Origin of the sequence: Pseudomonas sp. RW407 (assembly GCF_003176655.1) — a bacterium.
GTDB lineage: Bacteria > Pseudomonadota > Gammaproteobacteria > Pseudomonadales > Pseudomonadaceae > Pseudomonas > Pseudomonas delhiensis.
In genome coordinates this window covers 1,175,473-1,198,481 of sequence record NZ_QGSL01000107.1, presented here as the reverse complement: position 1 = coordinate 1,198,481, position 23,009 = coordinate 1,175,473, and the positions used below count along the sequence as shown (strand labels likewise).

Genomic DNA, 23,009 nt, shown 5'->3' with positions numbered 1-23,009 from the left:
ATGGAAGTGGCTGAACCAGACGAAGGCCAGCAGGTGGGCGACCACGATGGCCAGCAGGAACACGCCAAACAGGCGGGCGAACAGGCTGTCGGCGAGCTGCAGCGAGCGTTTCTTCAAGCGGGCCTCCCGGGCCGGGTCAGGTGATGTCGCGCACGTCGAACAGGTAGCCTTCGCCGCGCACGGTCTTGATCAGCCGCGGCGAGCGCGGGTCGTCGCCGAGCTTCTGGCGCAGGCGCGAGACCAGCAGGTCGATGCTGCGGTCGAAGGCCTCGATGGCGCGACCGCGGGCGGCGTCCAGCAGCAGCTCGCGGTTGAGCACCCGGCGCGGGCGCTCGAGGAACACCCAGAGCAGGCGGAACTCGGCGTTGGACAGCGGCACCACCAGGCCGTCCGGGGAGTGCAGCTGGCGCAGCACGCTGTCCAGCCGCCACTGGTCGAAGCGCACCTGGGCGCGCGGTTCGTTGCGGGCCTCGTCGCCGCGCACGCGGCGCAGGATGGTCTGGATGCGCGCCACCAGCTCGCGCGGCTCGAAGGGCTTGGCCATGTAGTCGTCGGCGCCCAGCTCCAGGCCGATGATGCGGTCGGCCGGCTCGCAGCGCGCGGTGAGCATGAGGATCGGGATGTCCGACTCGCTGCGCAGGTAGCGGCACAGCGACAGGCCGTCCTCGCCGGGCAGCATCAGGTCCAGCACCACCACGTCGAAGTTCTCCTCGGCCAGGGCCTGGCGCATCCCGGCGCCGTCGGCCACGCCGCGGGCCTCGATGTTGAAGCGCGCCAGGTAGCCGCAGAGCAGTTCGCGGATCGGCTCGTCGTCGTCCACCAGCAGGGCGCGGATGGTCCAGCGGCGCTGGCTGTCTTGGCTGGAGGCGGGATTGGGGAACATGGGGTACCTGTCGCTGGGGGCGCCCGGGGCGCGGAGTCAATGCTAACCCGCCCTCGCACGGGGGGCCACGGTAGGCAAGGCTGACGGCGGCGGATATCGACAGAGTGTCGTCAATGTATCGGCGCGCATACAAAGCTGCGCCATAGCGGTTCTTTACGCTTTCTTTATGCCCACCGGAAGGCCCGCCAATCGCTTCTTTACGCCCGCTTTGCGGACACTTTTCCCATCGCGAGGATTCCCCTGCGTAAGGAGAAACAGACATGAGCGTGCTTGACGGGGTGGCCCTGGTCCTGGCCACGGGGCTTTTCATCTACCTGCTGGTGGCGCTGCTGCGCGCCGACCGCGCCTAGGAGGCCGCATGAACAGCCATGACGTGATGCTGATCGCCGCCTTCTTCGCCCTGGTGCTGCTGCCCGCGCCGTTGCTCGGGCGCTTCTACTACAAGGTGATGGAGGGCGAGCGGACTTTCCTCAGCCCCGTGTTCCTGCCGGTGGAGCGCCTGGTCTACCGCGTCTGCGGCATCGACCCGCAGGGCGAGCAGGACTGGAAGCGCTACACCCTGGCCATGCTGGCCTTCAACCTGGCCGGCCTGGCCCTGCTGTTCGCCATCCTGGCGGGGCAGGGCGCGCTGCCGCTCAACCCGCAGCACCTGCCGGGCCTGGAATGGACCCTGGCGCTGAACACCGCGGTGAGCTTCGTCACCAACACCAACTGGCAGGCCTACAGCGGCGAGGCTTCGCTGAGCTACCTGAGCCAGATGCTCGGCCTGACCGTGCAGAACTTCGTCAGCCCGGCCGTCGGCCTGGCCGTGTTGGTAGTGCTGGCCCGCGGCATCGCCCGCAAGTCCACCAGCAACCTCGGCAACTTCTGGGTCGACCTGACCCGCGCGACCCTCTACGGCCTGTTGCCGCTGTGCCTGATCCTGGCGCTGCTGCTGGTCTGGCAGGGCGTGCCGCAGACCTTCCTCGACTACGTCCACGCCACCACCCTGCAGGGCGCCGACCAGACCATTCCGCTGGGCCCGGCGGCCAGCCAGATCGCCATCAAGCAGCTGGGCACCAACGGCGGCGGCTTCTTCGGCGTGAACTCGGCGCACCCGTTCGAGAACCCCACGGCCTGGGCCAACCTGTTCGAACTGGCGTCGATCATCCTGATCCCGGCGGCGCTGGTGTTCACCTTCGGCCACTACGTCAAGGACCTGCGCCAGAGCCGCGCCATCCTCGGCTGCATGCTGCTGCTGTTCGTGGTCGGCCTGGGCGTGGCGCTGTGGGCCGAGTACCAGCCCAACCCGGCCCTGGCGCAGTTGCCGATCACCCAGGGCGCGCCCCTGGAGGGCAAGGAGAGCCGCTTCGGTACCACCGCCAGCGTGCTCTGGGCGGTGACCACCACGGCCGCCTCCAACGGCTCGGTGAATGCCATGCACGATAGCCTCAACCCGCTCAGCGGCCTGGTGGCGATGTTCAACATGATGCTCGGCGAGGTGGTCTTCGGCGGCGTCGGCGCCGGCCTCTACGGCATGCTGCTGTTCGTGCTGATCGCGGTGTTCCTCGCCGGCCTGATGATCGGCCGCACCCCGGAATACCTGGGCAAGAAGCTGGAGGCCCGCGAGGTCCGCCTGCTGGTCGCCACCCTGCTGGTGATGCCGGTCGGCGTGCTGGTGCTCGGCGCCATTGCCGCCAGCCTGCCGGGCCCGGCCGCGTCGGTGAGCAATCCCGGCGCCCACGGCTTCAGCCAACTGCTCTACGCCTACACCTCGGGCACCGCGAACAACGGTTCGGCGTTCGGCGGCTTCGGCGCCAACACCCCGTTCCACAACCTGATGATCGCCCTGGCCATGCTCATCGGCCGCTTCGGCTACATCGTCCCGGTGCTGGCCATCGCCGGCAGCCTGGCGGCGAAGAAGCGCGTGCCGGTGGGGCCGAACAGCTTCCCCACCCACGGCCTGCTGTTCGTCTGCCTGCTGGCGGCGACCATCCTCCTGGTCGGCGGCCTGAACTTCCTGCCGACCCTGGTCCTCGGCCCGGTGGCCGACCACCTGACCCTCGGCTTCTGAGGAGCCAACAGATGAATGCCAAGACCCAGGACATGTCGCTCAAGCCCGCCATGCCCGCCCCCGAGAAACGCCAGAGCCTGAGCTTCGCCGCGCTGTGGAAGCCGGCGCTGCTGCAGGCCTTCGTCAAGCTCGACCCGCGCCAGCTGCAGCGCTCGCCGGTGATGCTGGTGGTGGAGCTGACCGCCATCCTCACCACCGTGCTGTGCTTCACCGGCGGCGACGCGGTGCCCCTGGCGGTGGCCGCGCAGATCGCCGCCTGGCTGTGGTTCACCGTGCTCTTCGCCAACTTCGCCGAGGCCCTGGCCGAGGGGCGCGGCAAGGCCCGCGCCGACAGCCTCAAGGCCGGCAGCCAGGGCCTGATGGCGCAGCGCCTGAATGTCGATGGCAGTTACGAGAACGTGCCCGCCGGCAGCCTGCGCAAGGGCGACGTGGTGCGCGTTGTGGCCGGCGAGCTGATCCCCGGCGACGGCGAGGTGATCGAGGGCGTAGCGGCGGTCAACGAGGCCGCCATCACCGGCGAATCGGCGCCGGTGATCCGCGAGTCCGGTGGCGATCGCTCGGCGGTCACCGGCAACACCCGGCTGGTCTCCGACTGGCTGCAGATCCGCATCAGCGTCAACCCCGGCGAGTCGACCCTCGACCGCATGATCGCCCTGGTGGAGGGCGCCAAGCGGCAGAAGACGCCCAACGAGGTGGCGCTGGACATCCTGCTGATCGGCCTGACGCTGATCTTCCTGCTGGTGGTGGTGACGCTCAAGCCCTTCGCCCTGTTCGCCGGCGGCAACCTGCCGCTGGTGTTCCTGGTGGCGCTGCTGGTGACGCTGATCCCGACCACCATCGGCGGCCTGCTCTCGGCCATCGGCATCGCCGGCATGGACCGCCTGGTGCGGCTGAACGTGATCGCCAAGTCCGGCCGTGCGGTGGAGGCCGCCGGCGATGTGCACGTGCTGATGCTCGACAAGACCGGCACCATCACCTTCGGCAACCGCCGCTGCGCCGCGCTGCACGCCGCGCCCGGGGTGAATGCCGTGGAGCTGGCCGAAGGCGCCTTCCTCGCCTCGCTGGCCGACGACACGCCCGAAGGCAAGTCCATCGTCGAGTTCCTGCGCGCCCAGGTGCTGCTGCCGGAGCCGTCGCGCGAGAAGCTGACGCCCATCGCCTTCAGCGCCGAGACGCGGCTGTCCGGCGTCGACCTGGACGGCCACGTCTACCGCAAGGGCGCGGTGGACGCCGCCCTGGCCTTCATCGGCCGAGCCCGCGACGACATGCCGGAAAGCCTGGCGAAAGAGGTCGAACGCATCGCCCAGAGCGGCGGCACCCCGCTGCTGGTGGTGGCCGACGGCAGGCTGCTGGGCGCCATCCACCTCAAGGACGTGGTCAAGCCGGGCATCCGCGAGCGCTTCGCCGAACTGCGGCGCATGGGCATCCGCACCGTGATGGTGACCGGCGACAACCCGCTGACCGCCGCGGCCATCGCCGCCGAGGCCGGGGTGGACGACGTGATCGCCGAGGCCACACCGGAGAAGAAGCTGGCGCGCATCCGCCAGGAACAGGCCGAGGGGCGCATGGTCGCCATGTGCGGCGACGGCGCCAACGATGCCCCGGCGCTGGCCCAGGCGGACGTCGGCATGGCCATGAACGACGGCACCCAGGCGGCCCGCGAGGCGGCCAACCTGGTGGACCTGGACAGCGACCCGACCAAGCTGCTCGACGTGGTCCAGGTGGGCAAGGAACTGCTGGTGACCCGCGGTGCGCTGACCACCTTCTCGGTGGCCAACGACGTGGCCAAGTACTTCGCCATCCTGCCCGCGCTGTTCGCCGGCATCTACCCGCAGCTGCAGGTGCTCAACGTCATGCGCCTGGCCAGCCCGCAGAGCGCCATCCTCTCGGCCATCGTGTTCAACGCGCTGATCATCATCGCGCTGATCCCCCTGGCCCTGCGCGGCGTGCGCGTGCAGGCCAGCGACGCCATGCACCTGCTGCGGCGCAACCTGCTGGTCTACGGGGTGGGCGGCATCATCGCGCCCTTCATCGGGATCAAGGCCATCGACCTGTTGCTGGTGGCCGTGGGCCTGGCCTGAACAGGGTTGCAGAGACGCCCTTCGTAGGATGGGTTGAGCGAAGCGATACCCATCGCCATTGCCGGCAGCATGGGTTTCGCAGGCTCAACCCATCCTACGGGGTTACCCGGACTGTAGGAGCGAGCTTGCTCGCGATCCGCCCTGGTTCGAAGAGCTTCGCGAGCAAGCTCGCTCCTACGAAGAGCCCGCATCATCGAGGAAACCGAAAAATGCTCACCCACATCCGTCCCGCCATCGCCTCCCTGGCCCTGCTGTCGCTGGTCACCGGCGTGGCCTACCCGCTGCTGGTCACCGGCATCGCCCAGCTGGCCTTCCCCGAGCAGGCCAACGGCAGCCTGGTGCGCGACGCCAGGGGCGAAGTCCGCGGCTCGGCGCTGCTGGCGCAGAAGTTCGAGGACCCGCAATGGTTCCACGAGCGGCCCTCGGCCGGCGACTTCGCCACCGTTTCCAGCAGCGCCTCCAACCTGGCCCCGGGCAACCCGGCGCTGGCCCAGCGCATCGCCAAGGATGCCGCCGCCGAAGCGGTAGATGGGCGCCCGGTGCCGCAGGCGCTGGTCACCACCTCCGGCAGCGGCCTGGACCCACAGTTGCCGCCGGAGGCCGCGCTCTACCAGGTGCCGCGCATCGCCCAGGCCCGCAGCCTGCCGGAGCAGGCCGTGCACAACCTGGTCGAGGCGAACACCCGGCGGCCGCTGGTGGGCCCGGCGGTGGTCAACGTGCTGGCCCTGAACATGGCCCTCGAGCAACTGCCTCGCTAGACTTGCGCACAATTCCCAGGAGGCCGAGATGACCGATCCCAGGCGTGCCGACGCCCTGCTCGCGGAAGTGGAGCGCAACGGCCGCGGGCGCCTCAAGGTGTTTCTTGGCGCCGCACCCGGCGTGGGCAAGACCTACGCCATGCTGCTGGCGGCCCAGGGCCAGTTGCGCCAGGGCGTGAAGCTGCGCGTGGGCATCGTCGAGACCCACGGCCGCGCCGAGACCGAGGCGCTGCTGGCCGGCCTGCCGCAGCAGCCGCTGCTGCGCTCGGAGTACCGCGGCATCCACCTGGCCGAGATGGACCTCGACGGCCTGCTGCGCGAGCCGCCGCAGCTGGCACTGGTCGACGAGCTGGCCCACAGCAACGCCCCCGGCAGCCGCCACGCCAAGCGCTGGCAGGACATCCAGGAGCTGCTCGCCGCCGGCATCGACGTCTACACCACGGTCAACGTCCAGCACCTGGAGAGCCTCAACGACCAGGTGCGCGACATCACCGGCGTGCAGGTGCGCGAGACGGTGCCCGACTGGGTGTTGCAGGAGGCCGACGAACTGCTGCTGGTGGACCTGCCGCCGCGCGAGCTGCTGGAGCGCCTGCGCGAGGGCAAGGTCTACGTGCCGGAGCAGGCGCGCGCGGCCATCGACGCCTTCTTCAGCCAGACCAACCTCACCGCGCTGCGCGAGCTGGCCATGCAGACCGCCGCCGCGCGGGTGGATGCCGACCTGGCGCACCGTTACCGCCAGCAAGGCGGCGAGGCCCCGGCGCTGCGCGGCCGCCTGCTGGTGGGCGTGGACGGCGAGCGCAACGCCGAACGCCTGGTGCGCCACGCCTCGCGGGTGGCCGAGCGCCGCCACCTGCCCTGGAGCCTGGTCCACGTCGACACCGGCGACGCCCGCGACGAGCAATCCCGCCTGTACCTGCAGAACGCCCAGCAGCTGGCCGAGCGCCTGGGCGGCGAGGTGGTGCAGCTGCGCGGCGGGGAGGTGGCGCGCACCCTGGTCGAGCACGCCCGCGAGCGCCGCGCCAGCCTGATCCTGGTCGGCCGTTCGCGGCAGCGCTGGCACCGCCGGCTGTTCGGCGGCGGCCTGGCGGCGCGCCTGCTGCGCCTGGGCGAGGGCCTGGAGATCAGCGCGCTGGACAGCGAGGCCGACCTGGCCCCGGCCACCCCGCGCCGGCGCGAGCGCGGCCACTGGCGCGACTACCTGCTGGCGGCGCTGGCCGCCGCCGTGGCCAGCGCCCTGGCCTGGGGCGTGGCGCACCTGCTGGAGCTGCCGAACATCTCCCTGGTGTTCCTCGCCGCGGTGCTGCTGGTGGCGGTGCGCAGCAGTCTGTGGCCGGCGCTGCTGTGCGCGGTGCTGTCGTTCCTGGCCTACGACTTCCTGTTCATCCCGCCGTATTTCTCCTTCTCCATCCAGCGCGAACAGGACGTGCTGACCCTGCTGTTCTTCCTGCTCATGGCCGCGCTCACCGGCAACCTGGCCGCGCGCCAGCGCCGCCAGCTGCAGGTGCTGCGCGACACCCAGGAAGAAACCGGCGCGCTGCTGGAACTGTCGCGCAAGCTCACCGCCGCCACCGACCGCCAGGCGGTGCTGGCCGCCGCCGGCCAGCAGTTCGCCCTGTGGAGCGACCTGGACATCTGCGTGCTGGCCCGCCAGCACGATGACTGGAAGGTGGAAAGCGGCCACGCCCGCGGCTTCGACGAGCAGGAGCGCGCCGCCGCCGACTGGGCCTGGCAGCACGACCAGCCGGCCGGCCTGGGCACCGGCACCCTGCCGTCGGGGCGCTGGTGGTGGTGGCCGCTGTCGGCGGAGGAGGGGCCGCTGGCGCTGCTCGGCGTGCGCCCCAGGGACGGCGAGCCGCTGCCCGGCCAGCGCCGCCGCCTGCTCGCCGCCCTCGGCCAGCCGCTGGCCCAGGCCCTGGCCCGCGCGCGCCTGGCCGACGACCTGGAGGCGGCGCGCCTGCACGGTGAGACCGAACAATTGCGCAGCGCGCTGCTGGCCTCGGTCAGCCACGACCTGCGCACCCCGCTGACCACCATGCGCGGCGCCATCGACAGCCTGCTGGCCCTGGGCGACGCCATTCCCCCGGCCGACCGCAAGGAACTGCTGGAAAGCACCCGCGACGAGGCCGAGCGCCTGGACCGCTACATCCAGAACCTGCTGGACATGACCCGCCTGGGCCACGGCGGGCTGAAGCTGGCGCGCGACTGGGTGGCCCCGGAGGACATCGTCGGCAGCGCCGTGCACCGCCTGCGCGCGCTGCTCGCGCCCTACCGCGTGGAAACCCGCGTGCCAGCCGAGCTGCCGCTGCTGTACGTGCACGCGGCGCTGATCGAGCAGGCGCTGGTCAACGTGCTGGAGAACGCCGCGCGCTTCTCGCCCAGCGGCGGGCGCCTGCGGGTGGCGGCGGCGCAGGTGGGCGACGAACTGCAGTTCAGCGTCAGCGACGAGGGTCCGGGGATTCCCGAGGGCGAGCGGGAGAAGATCTTCGACATGTTCTACAGCGCCGCCCGCGGCGACCGCGGCGGGCCGAGCACCGGCCTGGGCCTGGCGATCTGCCAGGGCATGGTCGGTGCCCACGGCGGGCGCATCAGCGTCGGCGACGGCCTGGACGGCCGCGGCACCACCCTGACGCTGCACCTGCCGCTGCAGCGCCAACCGGACCTGGAGCAGCTTGATGCCGGTAGTTGAAAGGCCCAAGCTAGGCGCCACCGCCCCCAGCCAGCCGAGCCCGATGAGCAACGCCAACGCCGCCTGCATCCTGGTCATCGACGACGAGCCGCAGATCCGCAAGTTCCTGCGCATCAGCCTCAACGCCGGCGGCTACCGGGTGGTGGAGGCCGGCAGCGGCGAGGAGGGCCTGGCCCAGGCGGCGCTGAACCGCCCGGACCTGGTGGTGCTGGACCTCGGCCTGCCGGACAAGGACGGCCAGCAGGTGCTGCGCGAGTTGCGCGAGTGGTCGCAGGTGCCGGTGCTGGTGCTCTCGGTGCGCGCCGCCGAGAGCGAGAAGGTGCTGGCCCTGGACGGCGGCGCCAACGACTACGTGACCAAGCCCTTCGGCATCCAGGAGTTCCTCGCGCGCATCCGCGCGCTGCTGCGCCAGGGCCACCAGGGCGAGAGCCAGGCGGCCAGCGTCACGGTCGGGCCGCTGCACCTGGACTTCGCCTACCGCCGGGTAGCGCTCGATGGCGCTGAAGTGGCACTGACGCGCAAGGAATACGCGGTGCTGGCCACCCTGGCCCGCCACCTCGGCCGGGTGGTCACCCAGCAGCAGCTGCTCAAGGACATCTGGGGCCCGACCCACGTCGAGGACACCCACTACCTGCGGGTGGTGGTCGGCCACCTGCGGCAGAAGCTGGCGGACGACCCGGCCAACCCGCGCTTCATCGTCACCGAGGCCGGCGTGGGCTATCGCCTGCGCGATGCCTGACCCTCACCGCATCCCGTTTTTCGTAGGAGCGAGCCGTACTCGCCTTGCCGGCGGATCGCGGACGGAGTCCGCTCCTACAATGGGGCCTGCCGCTCGGCATGAACCGTAGGAGCGCAACTTTTGCGCGAACCTCGGGTAGGGCCCACACCTATGGGCCAGGCGAAACCCCGTCGTAGGAGCGGACTCCGTCCGCGATACCTCGAACCCGCGCACCGGACCACCGCAAGAGCACCCTCTCCCCAGCCCTCTCCCGCAAGCGGGAGAGGGGGCTGTCCGGCGCGGGTGGAAAGGCCGGCGCAGTAACGTAGGGCGAATAACCGTTCGCGGTTATCCGCCGATACACCTCCGTTGCCGCCGGCGCCTTGGCCGAGCCCGGGAACATATCCAACCCGCGCCAAGCCCAACGGCGAGCGGGCCGGTAGCCAAGGCCAATCGGCGGATAACGCCGTAGGCGTTATGCGCCCTACGGATTCTCCGCCTCGTACCTGTCCAGCGTATCGCTGGCGATCTGCCGGCCCAGCGCCACCAGTTCCGGCGCCTTGTAGAACTCGAAGAAGCGGCACACGCGCTTGGGCACGTTGATCAGCACGTCCGGCGGGTAGCCGGCGATCTTGTACTGCGCCAGGGAGGTCTGCATCACCTCGAAGCTCTGGTTGACCAGCTCCAGCAGCGAGGCCGGGCTGCTGCTCTCGATCACCCGGCTGCCGCTGGCGGACTTCGGCGAGCCCTTGGCCTGCGGCGCGGCGGCCGGTTGCTGCATTTCCGGCTCGGCCGGCTCCTCGCTGTCCGGCACCGGCTCCAGCAGGGCCTCGGCGCGCAGCTCCGGCGGCACCAGCTCCGGGCTGTGGCGGCGGAACAGGCTGAGCTTGTCGCTGAGGCTGCCGATCAGGCTGTCGAAGCGGCCCTTGATCGCCGCCGGCCGCTCGATCACCGGCAACTGGTACTGGCGCTGGTTGGTGGCATTGAGGTTGACCGCGATGATCAGGTCGGTGTGGCTGGACACCACCGGGACGATCGGCAGCGGGTTGAGCAGGCCGCCGTCGACCAGCATGCGCGGGCCCTGCATCACCGGGGTGAACAGGCTGGGAATGGCCGCCGAGGCGCGCATGGCCTGGTGCAGGTCGCCTTCCTGGAACCAGATTTCCTGCTGGTTGGTGAGGTCGGTGGCCACCGCCGTGTAGGGGATCGGCAGGTCCTCGATGTTGATGTCGCCGATGATCTCGTGGATCTTGCCGAACACCCGTTCGCCGCGGATGGCGCCGAGGCGGAAGCTGACGTCCAGCAGGCGCAGCACGTCCAGGTAGTCCAGGCTCTCCACCCAGTCGCGGTACTCCCCCAGCTTGCCGGCGGCGTAGATGCCGCCGATGACCGAGCCCATGGAGCAGCCGGCGATGCAGACGATCTCGTAGCCGCGCCGCTCCAGTTCCTCGATCACGCCGATATGCGCATACCCCCGCGCTCCGCCGGAGCCGAGCACCAGCGCCACTTGTTTCGACATGGACGGTCATTCCTCAGGCAAGGCATTGCAAGGCGCGGCGCGCAGCCTATGGCCGGCGCCGGATAGTACCGACGATACGCCCGGGTAGGGCGGGGCGCCAAGGGTGTTTGCTAGAATCGGCCGATCGATTTCCCGCCCCCGGAGCCAACATGAGCGAACCCATCCGCCTGACCCAGTACAGCCACGGTGCCGGCTGCGGCTGCAAGATTTCCCCCAAGGTGCTGGAGGTGATCCTGGCCGGCAGCGGGGCGCAGAACCTGGACCCGAACCTGTGGGTCGGCAACGCCTCGCGCGACGACGCCGCGGTCTATGCTATCGACGGCGAGCGCGGCGTGGTGTCCACCACCGACTTCTTCATGCCGATCGTCGACGACCCCTTCGACTTCGGCCGCATCGCCGCCACCAACGCCATCAGCGACATCTACGCCATGGGCGGCGACCCGCTGATGGCCATCGCCATCCTCGGCTGGCCGGTCAACGTGCTGGCGCCGGAAATCGCCCGCGAGGTCATCGCCGGCGGCCGCAAGGTCTGCGACGAGGCGGGCATCCCGCTGGCCGGCGGGCATTCCATCGACGCCCCCGAGCCGATCTTCGGCCTGGCCGTCACCGGCCTGGTGGAAAAGCGCTTCATGAAGCGCAACGACACCGCCAGCGCCGGCTGCCGCCTGTACCTGACCAAGCCGCTGGGCATCGGCATCCTCACCACCGCCGAGAAGAAGTCCAAATTGCGCGCCGAGGACGTGGGCCTGGCCCGCGACTGGATGTGCACCCTGAACAAGCCCGGCAGCCGCTTCGGCAAGCTCGCCGGGGTGACCGCCATGACCGACGTCACCGGCTTCGGCCTGCTCGGCCACCTGGTGGAGATGGCCGACGGCGCCGGCCTGACCGCGCGCGTGCGCTTCGACGCGGTGCCGCGCCTGGAGCACGTCCAGTACTACCTGGAGCAGGGCTGCGTGCCCGGCGGCACCCTGCGCAACTTCGACAGCTACGGCGAGCGCATCGCGCCGCTGCCGGAGCTGCACAAGCTGCTGCTGTGCGACCCGCAGACCAGCGGCGGCCTGCTGGTGGCGGTGACCCCGGAAGGCGAGGGGGAATTCCTCGCCGCCGCCGCCGAACTGGGCCTGCAGCTGGCGCCGATCGGCGAGCTGGTCGAGCGACAGCGTCACGCGGTAGAGGTGGCCTGATGCGCGACAACACCCGGCACTACCGCGAACTCTTCCTCGACGACGTCCCGCTGATGGACGTGCGCGCCCCGGTGGAATACACCAAGGGCGCCTTCCCCCACACCGAGAACCTGCCGCTGATGAACGACATCGAGCGGCAGAAGGTGGGTACCTGCTACAAGCAGCATGGCCAGCAGGCGGCCATCGCCCTGGGCCACGAACTGGTCTGCGGCCCGCTCAAGGCCGAGCGCATCGAAGCCTGGCTGGACTTCGCCCGGCGCCACCCCGACGGCTACCTGTACTGCTTCCGCGGCGGCCTGCGTTCGCAGATCGTCCAGCAGTGGATGAAGGACGCCGGCATCGAATACCCGCGCGTGGTCGGCGGCTACAAGGCGCTGCGCGGCTTCCTCTTCGACACCGCCCGCGCCGCCACCGAGGAGTGTTCCTTCGTGCTGATCGGCGGCCTCACCGGCACCGGCAAGACCGAGGTGGTGGCGCAGCTGGACAACGCCCTGGACCTGGAAGGCCACGCCAACCACCGTGGCTCCAGCTTCGGCCGCCGGGCCACGCCGCAGCCGGCGCAGATCGACTTCGAGAACCGCCTGGCCATCGACATCCTGAAGAAGCGCCACGCCGGCATGAACCAGTTCGTGCTGGAGGACGAGGGGCGCATCGTCGGCAGCTGCTCGCTGCCCCTGGAGCTGTACCAGGGCATGCAGGGCTACCCGCTGGTGTGGCTGGAGGACAGCTTCGAGGGCCGGGTGGAACGCATCCTCAAGGACTACGTGATCGACCTGTGCGCCGAGTTCGTCGAGGTGAAGGGCGCGCCGGAAGAAGGTTTCGAGGCCTTCGCCGCCTATCTGCAGAAGAGCCTGTCGGGCATCGTCAAGCGCCTGGGCGGCGAGCGCTACCAGCGCCTGGCGGCGATCATGGACGCGGCCCTGGACGAGCAGCGCCGCAGCGGCGCGGTGGACCTGCACCGGGGCTGGATCGAGGGGCTGCTGGGCGAATACTACGACCCGATGTACGCCTACCAGCTGGAAAGCAAGGCCTCACGAATCGAGTTCCGCGGCAACCATGACGAGGTGGTGGAGTATCTGCGTTCCCGCTCACCGAGGTAGACCGCTCTTCGTAGGAGCGAGCTTGCTCGCGAATGAACCCCGCTGCGGAATCTGTTCGCGAGCAAGCTCGCTCCTACGAAAGACAGCCAGCCGGGCGCGGAGGACAGCGGCCGTCTAAGCTGGAACACGCCCGAACCACCAAGGAGGTCGTCATGAAGGCACTTCTCGCAGTACTCGCCGCCAGCCTGGTGCTGGCCGGCTGCTCCGGCAAGACGGTCAACCGCGACAGCTGCGCCAGCGAACTGAACGCCGCCTGGCACGAGCTGGACCTGGCCAAGGCCGAAGGCTTCGCCGGCACCGTCAGCTACTCCAAGGCGCTGGCGCTGATCAGCGCGGCCAAGACCGAGCAGCAGGTCGAGTCCTACGGCGGCTGCCTGGACAAGGCCAGCAAGGCGCGCTTCTACATCAAGGAATCGCGTGCGGGCCGCTGACCGGGCGCGGGCAAGGCGGGCATAATCACCGGGCGGACGGGCGCTCCGGCCCGTCCGGCAGTCAGGAACCCCACTCATGCAGCTCGACTTCAGCACCCTCGCGCCCGCCGACGCCTACCGCTGGCTGGCCTCCACCGTCACCCCGCGGCCCATCGCCTGGGTTTCCACCCTGTCCGCGGAGGGCCACGGCAACCTGGCGCCCTTCAGCTTCTTCCAGGTCATCAGCGACGAGCCGCCGACGCTGATGGTCAACACCAGCATCCGCGACGACGGCAGCGTCAAGGACACCCTGCGCAACGTGCGCGAGACCGGCCAGCTGGTGATCCACCTGGTCAGCGCCGCCCATGCCGAGGCCATGAACGCCACCGCGGCGACGCTGCCCCATGGCGTCAGCGAGATCGAGCAGGCCGGCATCGCTACCCTGCCCAGCGTGCGCGTGGCGCCGCCACGGGTGGCCGGCGCGGTGGTGGCCTTCGAGTGCGAGCTGGCGCAGATCCAGCCCTACCCGGCGGACAAGCCCAGCTGCTACCTGATCTTCGCCCGCGTGCTGCTGGCGCACATCGACGACGCCGTGCTGCGCGACGAGCGCCACGTCGACCCGGCCAGGCTCGACCTGGTCGGCCGCCTGGGCGGCACCCAATACGCCTTCACCCGCGACACCTTCAGCATGATCCGCCCCAAATAGGCGCACGGGCTGTCGCGCGCCGGGACCTTGGCGCGCGACTGTCCTGGATGCGACCTGTGCATGCCCGTGCGCAACATCGTATTGCCATCATCGACGGACCCCCTTGTTCCGCCGGTCGGCCGGCTCCTAATGTTCCGTCCGAAAGCAACGACAAAGAACGGGAGAGCTTCGGTCGAAGACTCTCCCGCAGGGCATTCGAAGGGGAGCTGGCATGGTCGCGTTCGTACAACGGCGGTTGGCCAATCTGGGGACGGCGAAGAAATTGGCGCTGGGCTTCGGCCTGGTACTGCTGCTGACAGCTTTGGTAGCCGGGATCGGCGTCGGGGCGCTGCGCTCCATCGAGCAGCGCTTCGGCCTGCTGGACGCCATGAGCGCGGTCAACCGCGAAGTCCTGGAGATGCGCCAGAGCGAGAAGGACTTCGTCCGTGACGCCAACCCCAAGGCCGCCGAGCAGTTGCGCCAGCGCGCCAAGGTCCTCGCCGGGCACGTCGAGCAGCTCAAGGCGCACCCTGGCCAGGCCGAGGCCATGGAGCGCGTCGCCCAGGCCATGGCCGGCTACCTGGCGTCCTTCGACCGCTTCGAACAGGCCAGCAAGAGCCGCCACCTGGCCCTGGAGGCCGCCAACTGGTCGGTGTCCAGCGCCTCCAACAGCCTGGACATCCTGCAGTCCAGCCTGGCCGACGACGGCGCCTACGAACTCAAGCAGAGCCAGGGCCAGAACGGCGAGGAACTGCTCAAGCAGGCGGCCCAGGTCGGCCAGCTCTACCGCCTGGTGCTGCAGGGCCTGAACGAAGCCCGCGCGCGCCTGGACCAGAAGGACGGCGAGGCCGGCGGCGGCGCGCGCATCAAGTCCGCCGACGAGGCCCTGGAACTGTCGAAGCAGCTGCAGGCGGCGATCACCGACCCGGCCTACGTCTCGGTGATCAAGGACGTGGCCACCAACATCGACGGCTTCGGCAACAACCTCGGCGACTACTCCGCCGGCCTGGCCAAGGAACAGCAGGCGCACCGCGAGATGTCGCAGCGCGCCGAAGAGATGATGCAGCAGGTGGACGCCTCCTACGCCACGCAGCAGGCGGCCATGGTCAGCGTGCTGCACAGCAGCGTGGGCGCCATGCTCGGCTCGGCGGCGCTGGCGCTGCTGGTCGGCACCCTGGCCGCGCTGCTGATCAGCCTGCTGATCGTGCGCCCGCTGCGCCAGGTGATCGGCATGGCCAGCCGCATCGCCGAGGGCGACCTGAGCCAGACCATCCGCGTCGAGCGCAAGGACGAGGTGGGCCAGCTGATGGCCGCGGTGGACGCCATGGCCCAGAGCCTGCGCGGCATCGTCGGCCGCCTGCACGACGGCGTCGGCCGCATCACCTCCTCGGCGCAGGCGTTGTCCGGCGTCACCGAGCGCACCCAGAGCGGCGTCAACAGCCAGAAGGCCGAGACCGACCAGGTGGCCACGGCGATGAACCAGATGGCCGCCACCGTCCACGAGGTGGCGCGCAACGCCGAGGCCGCGGCGCACTCCGCCGAGCAGGCGGACGGCACCGTGGCCAGCGGCCAGCAGGTGGTGCGGCGCACCCTCGGGCGCATCTCCGAGCTGGCCGAGGCGGTGCGCGAGGCCTCCGCCAGCATCCACGACCTGGGTCGCGAGAGCCAGAACATCGGCAGCGTGCTCGACGTGATCAAGGCGGTGGCCGAGCAGACCAACCTGCTGGCGCTCAATGCCGCCATCGAGGCGGCGCGGGCCGGCGAGCAGGGCCGCGGCTTCGCCGTGGTGGCCGACGAGGTGCGCGCCCTGGCGCGGCGCACCCAGCAGTCCACGGCGGAGATCGAGAAGCTCATCGGCGCGCTGCAGAGCGGCGCCCAGGCCTCGGTGCAGCACATGCAGCACAGCCACCAGCTGGTGGAGAAGAGCGTCGGCGACGCCGAGCAGACCGAGACCGCGCTGGGCGAGATCGCCGTGGCGGTGGCGGTGATCCACCAGATGAACCAGCAGATCGCCGCGGCCTCCGAGCAGCAGAGCGCGGTGGCCGAGGAGATCAACCGCAGCGTCACCAGCATCCGCGGCATCGCCGACGAGTCGGCCCAGGCCATGGAGTCCACGGCGTCCTCCAGCGTCGAGCTGGCGCAGCTCAGCCGCGACCTGCAGGGGGTGGTGGGGCAGTTCCGGTTGTAGGCAGCGCCGAGCCCCTGTAGGAGCGGACTCTGTCCGCGATTCGCGCGCAGGGCGCGCTCCTACAGGGGAATGGTGTGGGTGGAGCGGCGTAGGAGCGGATCTCATCCGCGAATCGCGCCGATACGTCCGGCTATCGCGGACAAGGTCCGCTCCTACGGTTCCAGGACGCACGGACGTAGAAGCGGACTCCGTCCGCGATTGGATTCACCGGCCACGCCGGACACCCTGGAGGCACGGACGGCGGCGGATAACCGCGAACGGTTATTCGCCCTACGTCGCCGGGGACTGCGTGCTTTCCTGCTGGCGCTTGTACCAGCGCCGGTAGGCGTTCACCCCGGCGCGCACCGAGCTGAACACCAGCGGCGGCTTCAGCTCGCCCAGCTGGCCGGAGCGCTCCATCATCGCCAGGGTTTCCCGCGGCACCCGCGCCAGGGACAGGTGCACGTCCTGTGCCGCCAGGGTCTGCTGCACCTCGCGCAGCACCGTCAGGCCGCTGACGTCCAGGTTCAGCACGCCCTCGGCATTGAGCAGCACGGCGCGCGGCGCCTTGGTCTGCGCCACCACCTGCAGCAGGCGCTGCTTGAAGTAGTCGGCGTTGAAGAACAGCAGCGGCGCGTCGAAGCGGTAGATCACCAGGCCCGGCAGGGTGTGCGCCTGCGGGTAGTGGCTCAGTTCCACCTGGCCGTCGATGCCGTGGACCCAGCCTAGCACCGCGTCGCTCGGCCGGTAGGTCAGGTACAGCAGGCGCAGCAGGGCGATGACGATGGCCACGAAGATGCCCGGCAGCACGCCGACGCTGAGCACCCCGACGGTGGTCAGCAGGCACAGGCCGAACTCGAAGCGCGACAGGCGCCAGAAGCCCTTGAGCGCGCTGAAGTCGATCAGCCCCCAGCCGGCCATCAGCAGCACCGCGCCCAGGGCAGGCATGGGGATCCAGCCCAGCGGGGCGCTGAACAGCACCAGGGCCAGGCCGATGACCAGCGCCGCGACCACGCCGACCAGCTGCGTCTGGCCGCCGACCATGTCGTTGACCGCGGTGCGCGAGTCGGCGCCGCTGATGACGAAGCCCTGGGACACCCCGGCGCCGATGTTGGCCACGCCCAGGGCGATCATCTCGCGGCTGGCGTCGATGCTGTAGCCGTGGCGCGCGGCGAAGCTGCGGGCGGTGAGCATGGCGCTGCAGAAGCTGACGATGGTGATGCCCAGGGCGTCGCGGAACAGGTTGCCCATCTCCTGCACGCTGGTGCGCGGCCAGCTCAGCTCCGGCAGGCCCTGGGGCACCGCGCCGAGCAGGGCGACGCCGTAGCGGTCCAGGCCCAGCGCCACGCTGGCCAGGGTGGCGAAGAACACGCCCACCAGGGCGCCGGGGATCTTCGGGTAGCGCCGTGGCAGCAGGATCATCAGCAGCAGGGTGGCCACGCCCAGGGCCAGCGTCGGCAGGTGCGTACTGCCGAGGTTGCGCAGCAGCGCCAGCAGGCCGGCGAGGAAGCCGCTGGTCTCGGTGTGGTAGCCCAGCAGCTTGCCCAGCTGGCCGGCGATCAGGCTCAGGCCGATGCCGTTGAGGTAGCCCACCAGGGTCGGCCGTGACAGGAAGCTGGCGACGAAGCCCGCGCGCACCAGGCCGCCGACGATGGACAGCAGCCCGACCATCACCGCGACGATCATCGACAGCTGCAGCAGGCGCTGCGGATCGCCCGCCGCCAGTGGCGTGATGGCCGCCGCGACCATGGCCGCGGTGGCGGCGTCGGGGCCCACCATCAACTGCCTGGAGCTGCCCACCAGGGCGTAGATCAGCATCGGCAGGATGCAGGCGTAGAGCCCGACCTGGGCCGGGAAGCCGATGATCTGGGCATAGGCGATGGCGGTGGGAATCTGGATGGCCGCCACCGACAGGCCGGCGAGCATGTCCGGGCGCAGCCAGACGGCGCGGTAGTGCAGCAGGTTGTCCAGGCCGGGCAGCCAGCGGGTGAGGGGCATGGGCGTCTTCCGTGAAACGTCGGGGCTGAAGCTTAGCCGCAGTGTAGGGCCGCGGCTTGCCCGGCGTCAGTGCCCGGCGTAGGAAGACGAAGGATTTCGAGAAGGATGGTGCCGGGATGCTTTTCGTAGGATGGGTTGAGCTTGCGAAACCCATGCGGTGCTGGTGATGGGTATCGCTTCGCTCAACCCATCCTACGTCAGCGTTTCTCTTGCACCTGGAGCGGGCCCTGCCCGCGATTCGCGCCCAGGGGGCGCTCCTACAGGGTGCCACATGGTTCAGTACCGTAGGGCGCATAACGCCCGGGGCGTTATGCGCCCTACGGTGGGCCTTCAGAGCTTGAGGATGAGCTTGCCGAAGTTCTCGCCCTTGAACAGCTTGAGCAGCGTCTGCGGGAAGGTCTGCAGGCCCTCGACTATGTCTTCCTTCGACTTCAGCTTGCCCTCGGCCAGCCAGCCGGCCATCTCGCGCATGGCCTCGGGGTAGCGGCTGACGTAGTCCATCACCACCATGCCCTCCATGCGGGCGCGGTTGACCAGCAGCGACAGGTAGTTGGCCGGGCCCTTCACCGCCTGCTTGTTGTTGTACTGGCTGATGGCGCCGCAGATCACCACCCGCGCCCTGGGCGCCAGGCGCGCCAGGCAGGCGTCGAGGATGTCGCCGCCGACGTTGTCGAAGAACACGTCGATGCCGTTGGGGCAGCTGCGCTTGAGGCCCATGGCGATGTCCTCGTTCTTGTAGTCGACGGCGCCGTCGAAGCCCAGTTCCTGCACCAGGTAGCGGCACTTGTCCTCGCCGCCGGCGATGCCGATCACGTTGCAGCCCTTGATCCTGGCGATCTGCCCGACCACGCTGCCCACCGCGCCGGCCGCGGCCGAGACCACCACGGTGTCGCCGGCCTTGGGCAGGCCGACGTCGAGCAGGCCGAAGTAGGCGGTCATGCCGGTCATGCCCAGGGCCGAGAGGTACAGCGGCAGCGGCGCGCGGTTGGCGTCGACCTTGTAGAAGCCCCTGGGCTCGCCGAGGAAGTAGTCCTGCACGCCGAGGGCGCCGTTGACGTGGTCGCCGACGACGAAGGCCGGGTTGTTCGAGGCCACCACCTGGCCCACGCCCAGGGCGCGCATCACCTCGCCGACGCCCACCGGGGGGATGTAGGACTTGGCGTCGTTGAGCCAGCCGCGCATGGCCGGGTCCAGCGACAGGTACAGGTTGCGCACCAGCACCTGGCCGGGGCCGGGCTCGCCGAGCGGGGTTTCCTGGTAGCGGAAGGTGTCCTGGTCGATGGCGCCCTGGGGGCGCTGGGCGAGCACGAACTGGCGGTTGAGCGGGGCGGTCATGGCGATGCTCTCACGGAGGGGGAAGCCCTAGGGATAGTCCGCGCCGCGGGCCTAGGCAAGTTGCAACCGACCGCGAGAATGCCGGGCTATCCATGGCGATGATTCTTTCCTGGCCGCTTCATCACCATTACGGATAGTGCCAGCTACAGCGGCCTGATAGTGCTTTGCCCACGCGCGGGGCTGGCTAGACTCGGACGATTCTCCATCCGTTCGAGGACTGTCCATGAGTCAGCTGCTTTCCGGCCAGGTCGCCCTGGTCACCGGCGCCGCCGCCGGTATCGGCCGTGCCACCGCCCAGGCTTTCGCCCGCGAGGGCATCAAGGTGGTGGTCGCCGACCTCGACGCCGCCGGCGGCGAAGCCACCGCCGAGCTGATCCGCGCCGCGGGTGGGCAGGCGCGCTTCATCCGCTGCGACGTGACCCGCGACGCCGAGGTCGAGGCGCTGGTGGCCGCCACCGTGGAGGCCTATGGCCGCCTGGACTACGCCTTCAACAACGCCGGCATCGAGATCGAGCAGGGCAAGCTGGCCGACGGCAAGGAAAGCGAGTTCGACGCCATCATGGGCGTCAACGTCAAGGGCGTCTGGCTGTGCATGAAGCACCAGATCCCGGTGATGCTCGCCCAGGGCAGCGGCGCCATCGTCAACACCGCCTCGGTGGCCGGCCTGGGTGCGGCGCCGAAGATGAGCATCTACGCCGCCTCCAAGCACGCGGTGATCGGCCTGACCAAGTCGGCGGCTGTCGAATACGCGAAGAAGAAGGTGCGCATCAACGCCGTATGCCCGGCGGTGATCGACACCGACATGTTCCGCCGCGCCTACGAGGCCGACCCGAAGAAGGCCGAGTTCGCCGCCGCCATGCACCCGGTGGGCCGCGTCGGCAAGGTCGAGGAGATCGCCGCGGCGGTGCTCTACCTGTGCAGCGACAACGCCGGCTTCACCACCGGCATCGCGCTGCCGGTGGACGGCGGCCACACCGCGCTCTGAGCCGGGCAGCGGCGGATGACCGTTCACGGTTATCCGCCCGACGGGACAGTGGCGTAGGGCGAATAACGCCTCGGGCGTTATCCGCCGCCTCCGGCGAACCCACCTTTCAGCGTTCCGCCAATCGCGCCGCCAGTCCGCTGCGGCGGATCACCCACTTCTCCAGCTCGGCGCCGATGAACACCAGCAGCCCCGCGCCCAGCACCCGCAGCCACTCGGCCGGGCTGAGGTCGGTGGAGCCGAAGAGCTCCTGCATCCAGGGCGCGTAGGTGAAGGCCAGCTGCAGCGGGATGCACGCGGCGATGGCCAGCAGCACCCAGTGGTTGCCGAACAGGCCCTCGCGGCTGAGCACCGAGCCGAAGATCGAGCGGCTGTTGATCAGGTAGAACATCTCTCCCACCACCACCGCGTTGACCGCCATGGTCCGCGCCGAGTCGATGCCGGTGCCGCGCTGCAGTTCCCAGAGGAACAGGCCGAAGGCGCCGAGCATCATCAGCAGCGCCACCATCAGCACGCGCCAGACGAAGAACCCGGAGAGCAGGGCGTTGCCCGGCGGCCGCGGGCGGCGGCGCATGATGTCGTGCTCGGCCGGCTCGAAGGCCAGGGCCAGGCCCAGGGTGCTGGAGGTGACCATGTTGATCCACAGCACCTGCGCCGGCGTCAGCGGCAGGCCCAGGCCGAGGAAGAGCGCGGCGATCACCACCAGCGCCTCGCCGCCGTTGGTCGGCAGCATGAACAGGATGAACTTCTTCAGGTTGTCGTAGACCGCGCGGCCCTCGCGCACGGCGCTGGCGATGCTGGCGAAGTTGTCGTCGGCCAGCACCACGTCGGCGGCCTCGCGCGCCGCCTCGGTGCCCTTGCGGCCCATGGCCACGCCGACCTCGGCGCGCTTGAGCGCCGGGGCGTCGTTGACGCCGTCGCCGGTCATCGCCACCACCTGGCCGTCCTCCTGCAGGGCCTGCACCAGGCGCAGCTTGTGCTCGGGGCTGGCGCGGGCGAAGACGTCCACGTCCAGGGCCACGCGGCGCAGCTCGGCGTCGTCCATCAGCGCCACCTCGGCGCCGGTCACCGCCGGCAGGCCGACGCCGATGCCCAGGCGGGCGCCGATGGCGCGGGCGGTCTCGGCGTGGTCGCCGGTGATCATCTTGACGCGGATGCCGGCCTGCTGGCAGTGCGCCACGGCGGCGATGGCCTCGGCCCGCGGCGGGTCGATCAGGCCCACCAGGGCCAGCAGGGTGAAGCCCTCGGCGACGTCCTCGAAGCCCAGCTGCGCGCCCCGCGGCGCCGCCGGCCGCGCGGCCAGGGCCAGCAGGCGCAGGCCGCGGGCGGCGGTGTCGGTGGCCATGCGCCGCCAGTAGTCCGGGTCCAGCGGCGCCTCGCCGGCGTCGGTGAGCTGCGTCGAGCACATCTCCAGGATGCGCTCCGGCGCGCCCTTGACCAGTATCCACGGGCGGCCCCCGGCGTCCTGGTGGCTGCTGGCCATGAAGCGGTGCTGCGACTCGAAGGGGATGCTGTCCAGCCGCGGCCAGTCCCGGGCGCAGGCCTCCTGGGGCAGCCCGGCCTTGGCGCCGAGCACCAGCAGCGCGCCTTCGGTGGGGTCGCCCTCGACGAGCCACTGGCCGCCGTCCTCGCGCAACTGCGCGTCGTTGCACAGCACCCCGGCGCGGATCGCCCGCAGCAGCGCCGGCTGCACGTCCGGCTGCACGCCGCGGCCGTCGACGCTGAAGCCGCCCACGGGGGCGTAGCCGACGCCTTCCACCTCGTACACCCGCTCGGCGCAGACCAGGCGCTGCACGGTCATCTCGTTGCAGGTCAGGGTGCCGGTCTTGTCCGAGCAGATCACCGTCACCGAGCCCAGCGTCTCCACCGCCGGCAGGCGCCGCACGATGGCGCGCTGGCGGGCCATGCGCTGCACGCCCAGGGCCAGGGTCACGGTCATGATCGCCGGCAGCCCCTCGGGGATGGCCGAGGCCACCAGGGCCACCACCATCATGAACATCTGTTCCGGCGTCTCGCCGAGCCACAGGGTGCCGAGCAGGAACACCAGGGCGCCGATGCCGAGGATGACCATGGCCAGGATGCGGCCGAAGCGGTCGATCTGCCGCAGCAGCGGGGTGGTCAGGTTCTCCACGCTGCTGAGCATCTGGTTGATGCGCCCGAGCTCGGTGTCCGCCCCGGTGCCCACCACCAGCCCGCGGGCCTGGCCGTAGACCACCAGGGTGCCGGAGTAGGCCATGCCGTAGCGGTCGCCCAGGGGCGCGTCGGCGGCCACCGCCTGGGCGTTCTTCTCCACCGGCAGGGATTCGCCGGTCAGCGCCGCCTCGTCGACGCGCAGCTCCTTGCCGCCGAGCAGGCGCAGGTCGGCCGGCACGCGGTCGCCGGAGGCCAGCAGCACCAGGTCGCCGGGGACCAGGGCGGCGGCGTCGATCTGCTGGCGCTTGCCCTGGCGC

17 protein-coding genes and 1 pseudogene are annotated in these 23,009 nt (G+C 70.3%); 13 read left to right on the top strand and 5 right to left on the bottom strand.

Annotation, left to right across the window (positions count from 1 at the left end; translation table 11 throughout):
* Positions 1-136: 136 nt before the first annotated feature.
* A complete protein-coding gene (locus DK254_RS29575; protein ID WP_109936679.1) occupies positions 137-883 on the bottom strand; it encodes a response regulator in 747 nt (248 codons plus the stop codon).
* Between the two features lie 260 nt (positions 884-1,143).
* Here DK254_RS29575 and kdpF point away from each other — a divergent pair, with 260 nt between their 5' ends.
* The 6 genes from kdpF (at position 1,144) to DK254_RS29545 (ending at position 9,200) form a co-directional block, all read left to right on the top strand.
* A complete protein-coding gene (gene kdpF, locus DK254_RS29570; protein WP_089394464.1) occupies positions 1,144-1,233 on the top strand; it encodes a K(+)-transporting ATPase subunit F in 90 nt (29 codons plus the stop codon).
* 8 nt (positions 1,234-1,241) lie between these two features.
* Positions 1,242-2,936, top strand: coding sequence for a potassium-transporting ATPase subunit KdpA (gene kdpA / locus DK254_RS29565; RefSeq protein WP_109936678.1), 1,695 nt, complete (start codon positions 1,242-1,244; stop codon positions 2,934-2,936).
* A gap of 32 nt (positions 2,937-2,968) precedes the next feature.
* A complete protein-coding gene (kdpB, locus tag DK254_RS29560) occupies positions 2,969-5,017 on the top strand; it encodes a potassium-transporting ATPase subunit KdpB (RefSeq protein ID WP_371921201.1) in 2,049 nt (682 codons plus the stop codon).
* Positions 5,018-5,226: 209 nt separating this feature from the next.
* On the top strand, positions 5,227-5,775 hold the full coding sequence (gene kdpC, locus DK254_RS29555; RefSeq protein ID WP_109936676.1) for a potassium-transporting ATPase subunit KdpC: 549 nt from the start codon (positions 5,227-5,229) through the stop codon (positions 5,773-5,775).
* Positions 5,776-5,803: 28 nt separating this feature from the next.
* On the top strand, positions 5,804-8,461 hold the full coding sequence (locus DK254_RS29550; RefSeq protein ID WP_109936675.1) for a sensor histidine kinase KdpD: 2,658 nt from the start codon (positions 5,804-5,806) through the stop codon (positions 8,459-8,461).
* Between the two features lie 43 nt (positions 8,462-8,504).
* The gene (locus DK254_RS29545; protein ID WP_109936674.1) at positions 8,505-9,200 is read left to right on the top strand and encodes a response regulator; all 696 of its coding nucleotides are present in this window, start codon (positions 8,505-8,507) and stop codon (positions 9,198-9,200) included.
* Between the two features lie 463 nt (positions 9,201-9,663).
* Here DK254_RS29545 and DK254_RS29540 read toward each other — a convergent pair whose 3' ends face one another.
* Positions 9,664-10,698 (bottom strand): patatin-like phospholipase family protein, encoded by a 1,035-nt coding sequence (locus DK254_RS29540; protein WP_109936673.1) that lies wholly within the window; start codon positions 10,696-10,698, stop codon positions 9,664-9,666.
* Positions 10,699-10,847: 149 nt separating this feature from the next.
* On the opposite strand from DK254_RS29540, the gene selD reads away from it, so the two are divergent.
* The 6 genes and pseudogenes from selD (at position 10,848) to DK254_RS35315 (ending at position 16,265) form a co-directional block, all read left to right on the top strand.
* A complete protein-coding gene (gene selD / locus DK254_RS29535) occupies positions 10,848-11,882 on the top strand; it encodes a selenide, water dikinase SelD (RefSeq protein ID WP_109936672.1) in 1,035 nt (344 codons plus the stop codon).
* Positions 11,882-12,982 carry a tRNA 2-selenouridine(34) synthase MnmH gene (gene mnmH / locus DK254_RS29530; RefSeq protein WP_109936671.1) on the top strand — a complete coding sequence of 367 codons (1,101 nt, stop codon included), beginning with the start codon at positions 11,882-11,884 and terminating at the stop codon, positions 12,980-12,982. Before selD ends, mnmH begins: the two co-directional genes overlap by 1 nt.
* Before the next feature lie 152 nt (positions 12,983-13,134).
* A complete protein-coding gene (locus DK254_RS29525; RefSeq protein ID WP_109936670.1) occupies positions 13,135-13,413 on the top strand; it encodes a hypothetical protein in 279 nt (92 codons plus the stop codon).
* Positions 13,414-13,489: 76 nt separating this feature from the next.
* Entirely contained in the window at positions 13,490-14,098 is a 609-nt protein-coding gene (locus DK254_RS29520; protein ID WP_089394474.1) for a flavin reductase family protein, read from the top strand.
* Between the two features lie 211 nt (positions 14,099-14,309).
* Positions 14,310-15,407: pseudogene (locus DK254_RS35320) on the top strand (HAMP domain-containing protein); the annotation flags it as partial.
* Positions 15,384-16,265 (top strand): methyl-accepting chemotaxis protein, encoded by an 882-nt coding sequence (locus DK254_RS35315; RefSeq protein ID WP_371921200.1) that lies wholly within the window; start codon positions 15,384-15,386, stop codon positions 16,263-16,265. The pseudogene DK254_RS35320 and the gene DK254_RS35315, both read left to right, overlap by 24 nt.
* A 270-nt stretch (positions 16,266-16,535) precedes the next feature.
* Here DK254_RS35315 and DK254_RS29510 read toward each other — a convergent pair whose 3' ends face one another.
* Both DK254_RS29510 and DK254_RS29505 read right to left on the bottom strand, forming a co-directional pair.
* A complete protein-coding gene (locus tag DK254_RS29510; protein WP_109936668.1) occupies positions 16,536-18,242 on the bottom strand; it encodes a SulP family inorganic anion transporter in 1,707 nt (568 codons plus the stop codon).
* A 330-nt stretch (positions 18,243-18,572) separates the two neighbouring features.
* Positions 18,573-19,577, bottom strand: a complete 1,005-nt coding sequence (locus DK254_RS29505) for an NADP-dependent oxidoreductase (protein ID WP_109936667.1) — start codon at positions 19,575-19,577, stop codon at positions 18,573-18,575.
* A gap of 223 nt (positions 19,578-19,800) precedes the next feature.
* On the opposite strand from DK254_RS29505, the gene DK254_RS29500 reads away from it, so the two are divergent.
* Positions 19,801-20,562: an SDR family oxidoreductase gene (locus DK254_RS29500; RefSeq protein ID WP_109936666.1), complete on the top strand. Its 762-nt coding sequence runs from the start codon at positions 19,801-19,803 to the stop codon at positions 20,560-20,562.
* Between the two features lie 106 nt (positions 20,563-20,668).
* Here DK254_RS29500 and DK254_RS29495 read toward each other — a convergent pair.
* A partial coding sequence (locus DK254_RS29495) for an HAD-IC family P-type ATPase (protein ID WP_109937346.1) occupies positions 20,669-23,009 on the bottom strand: 2,341 nt, incomplete at its 5' end.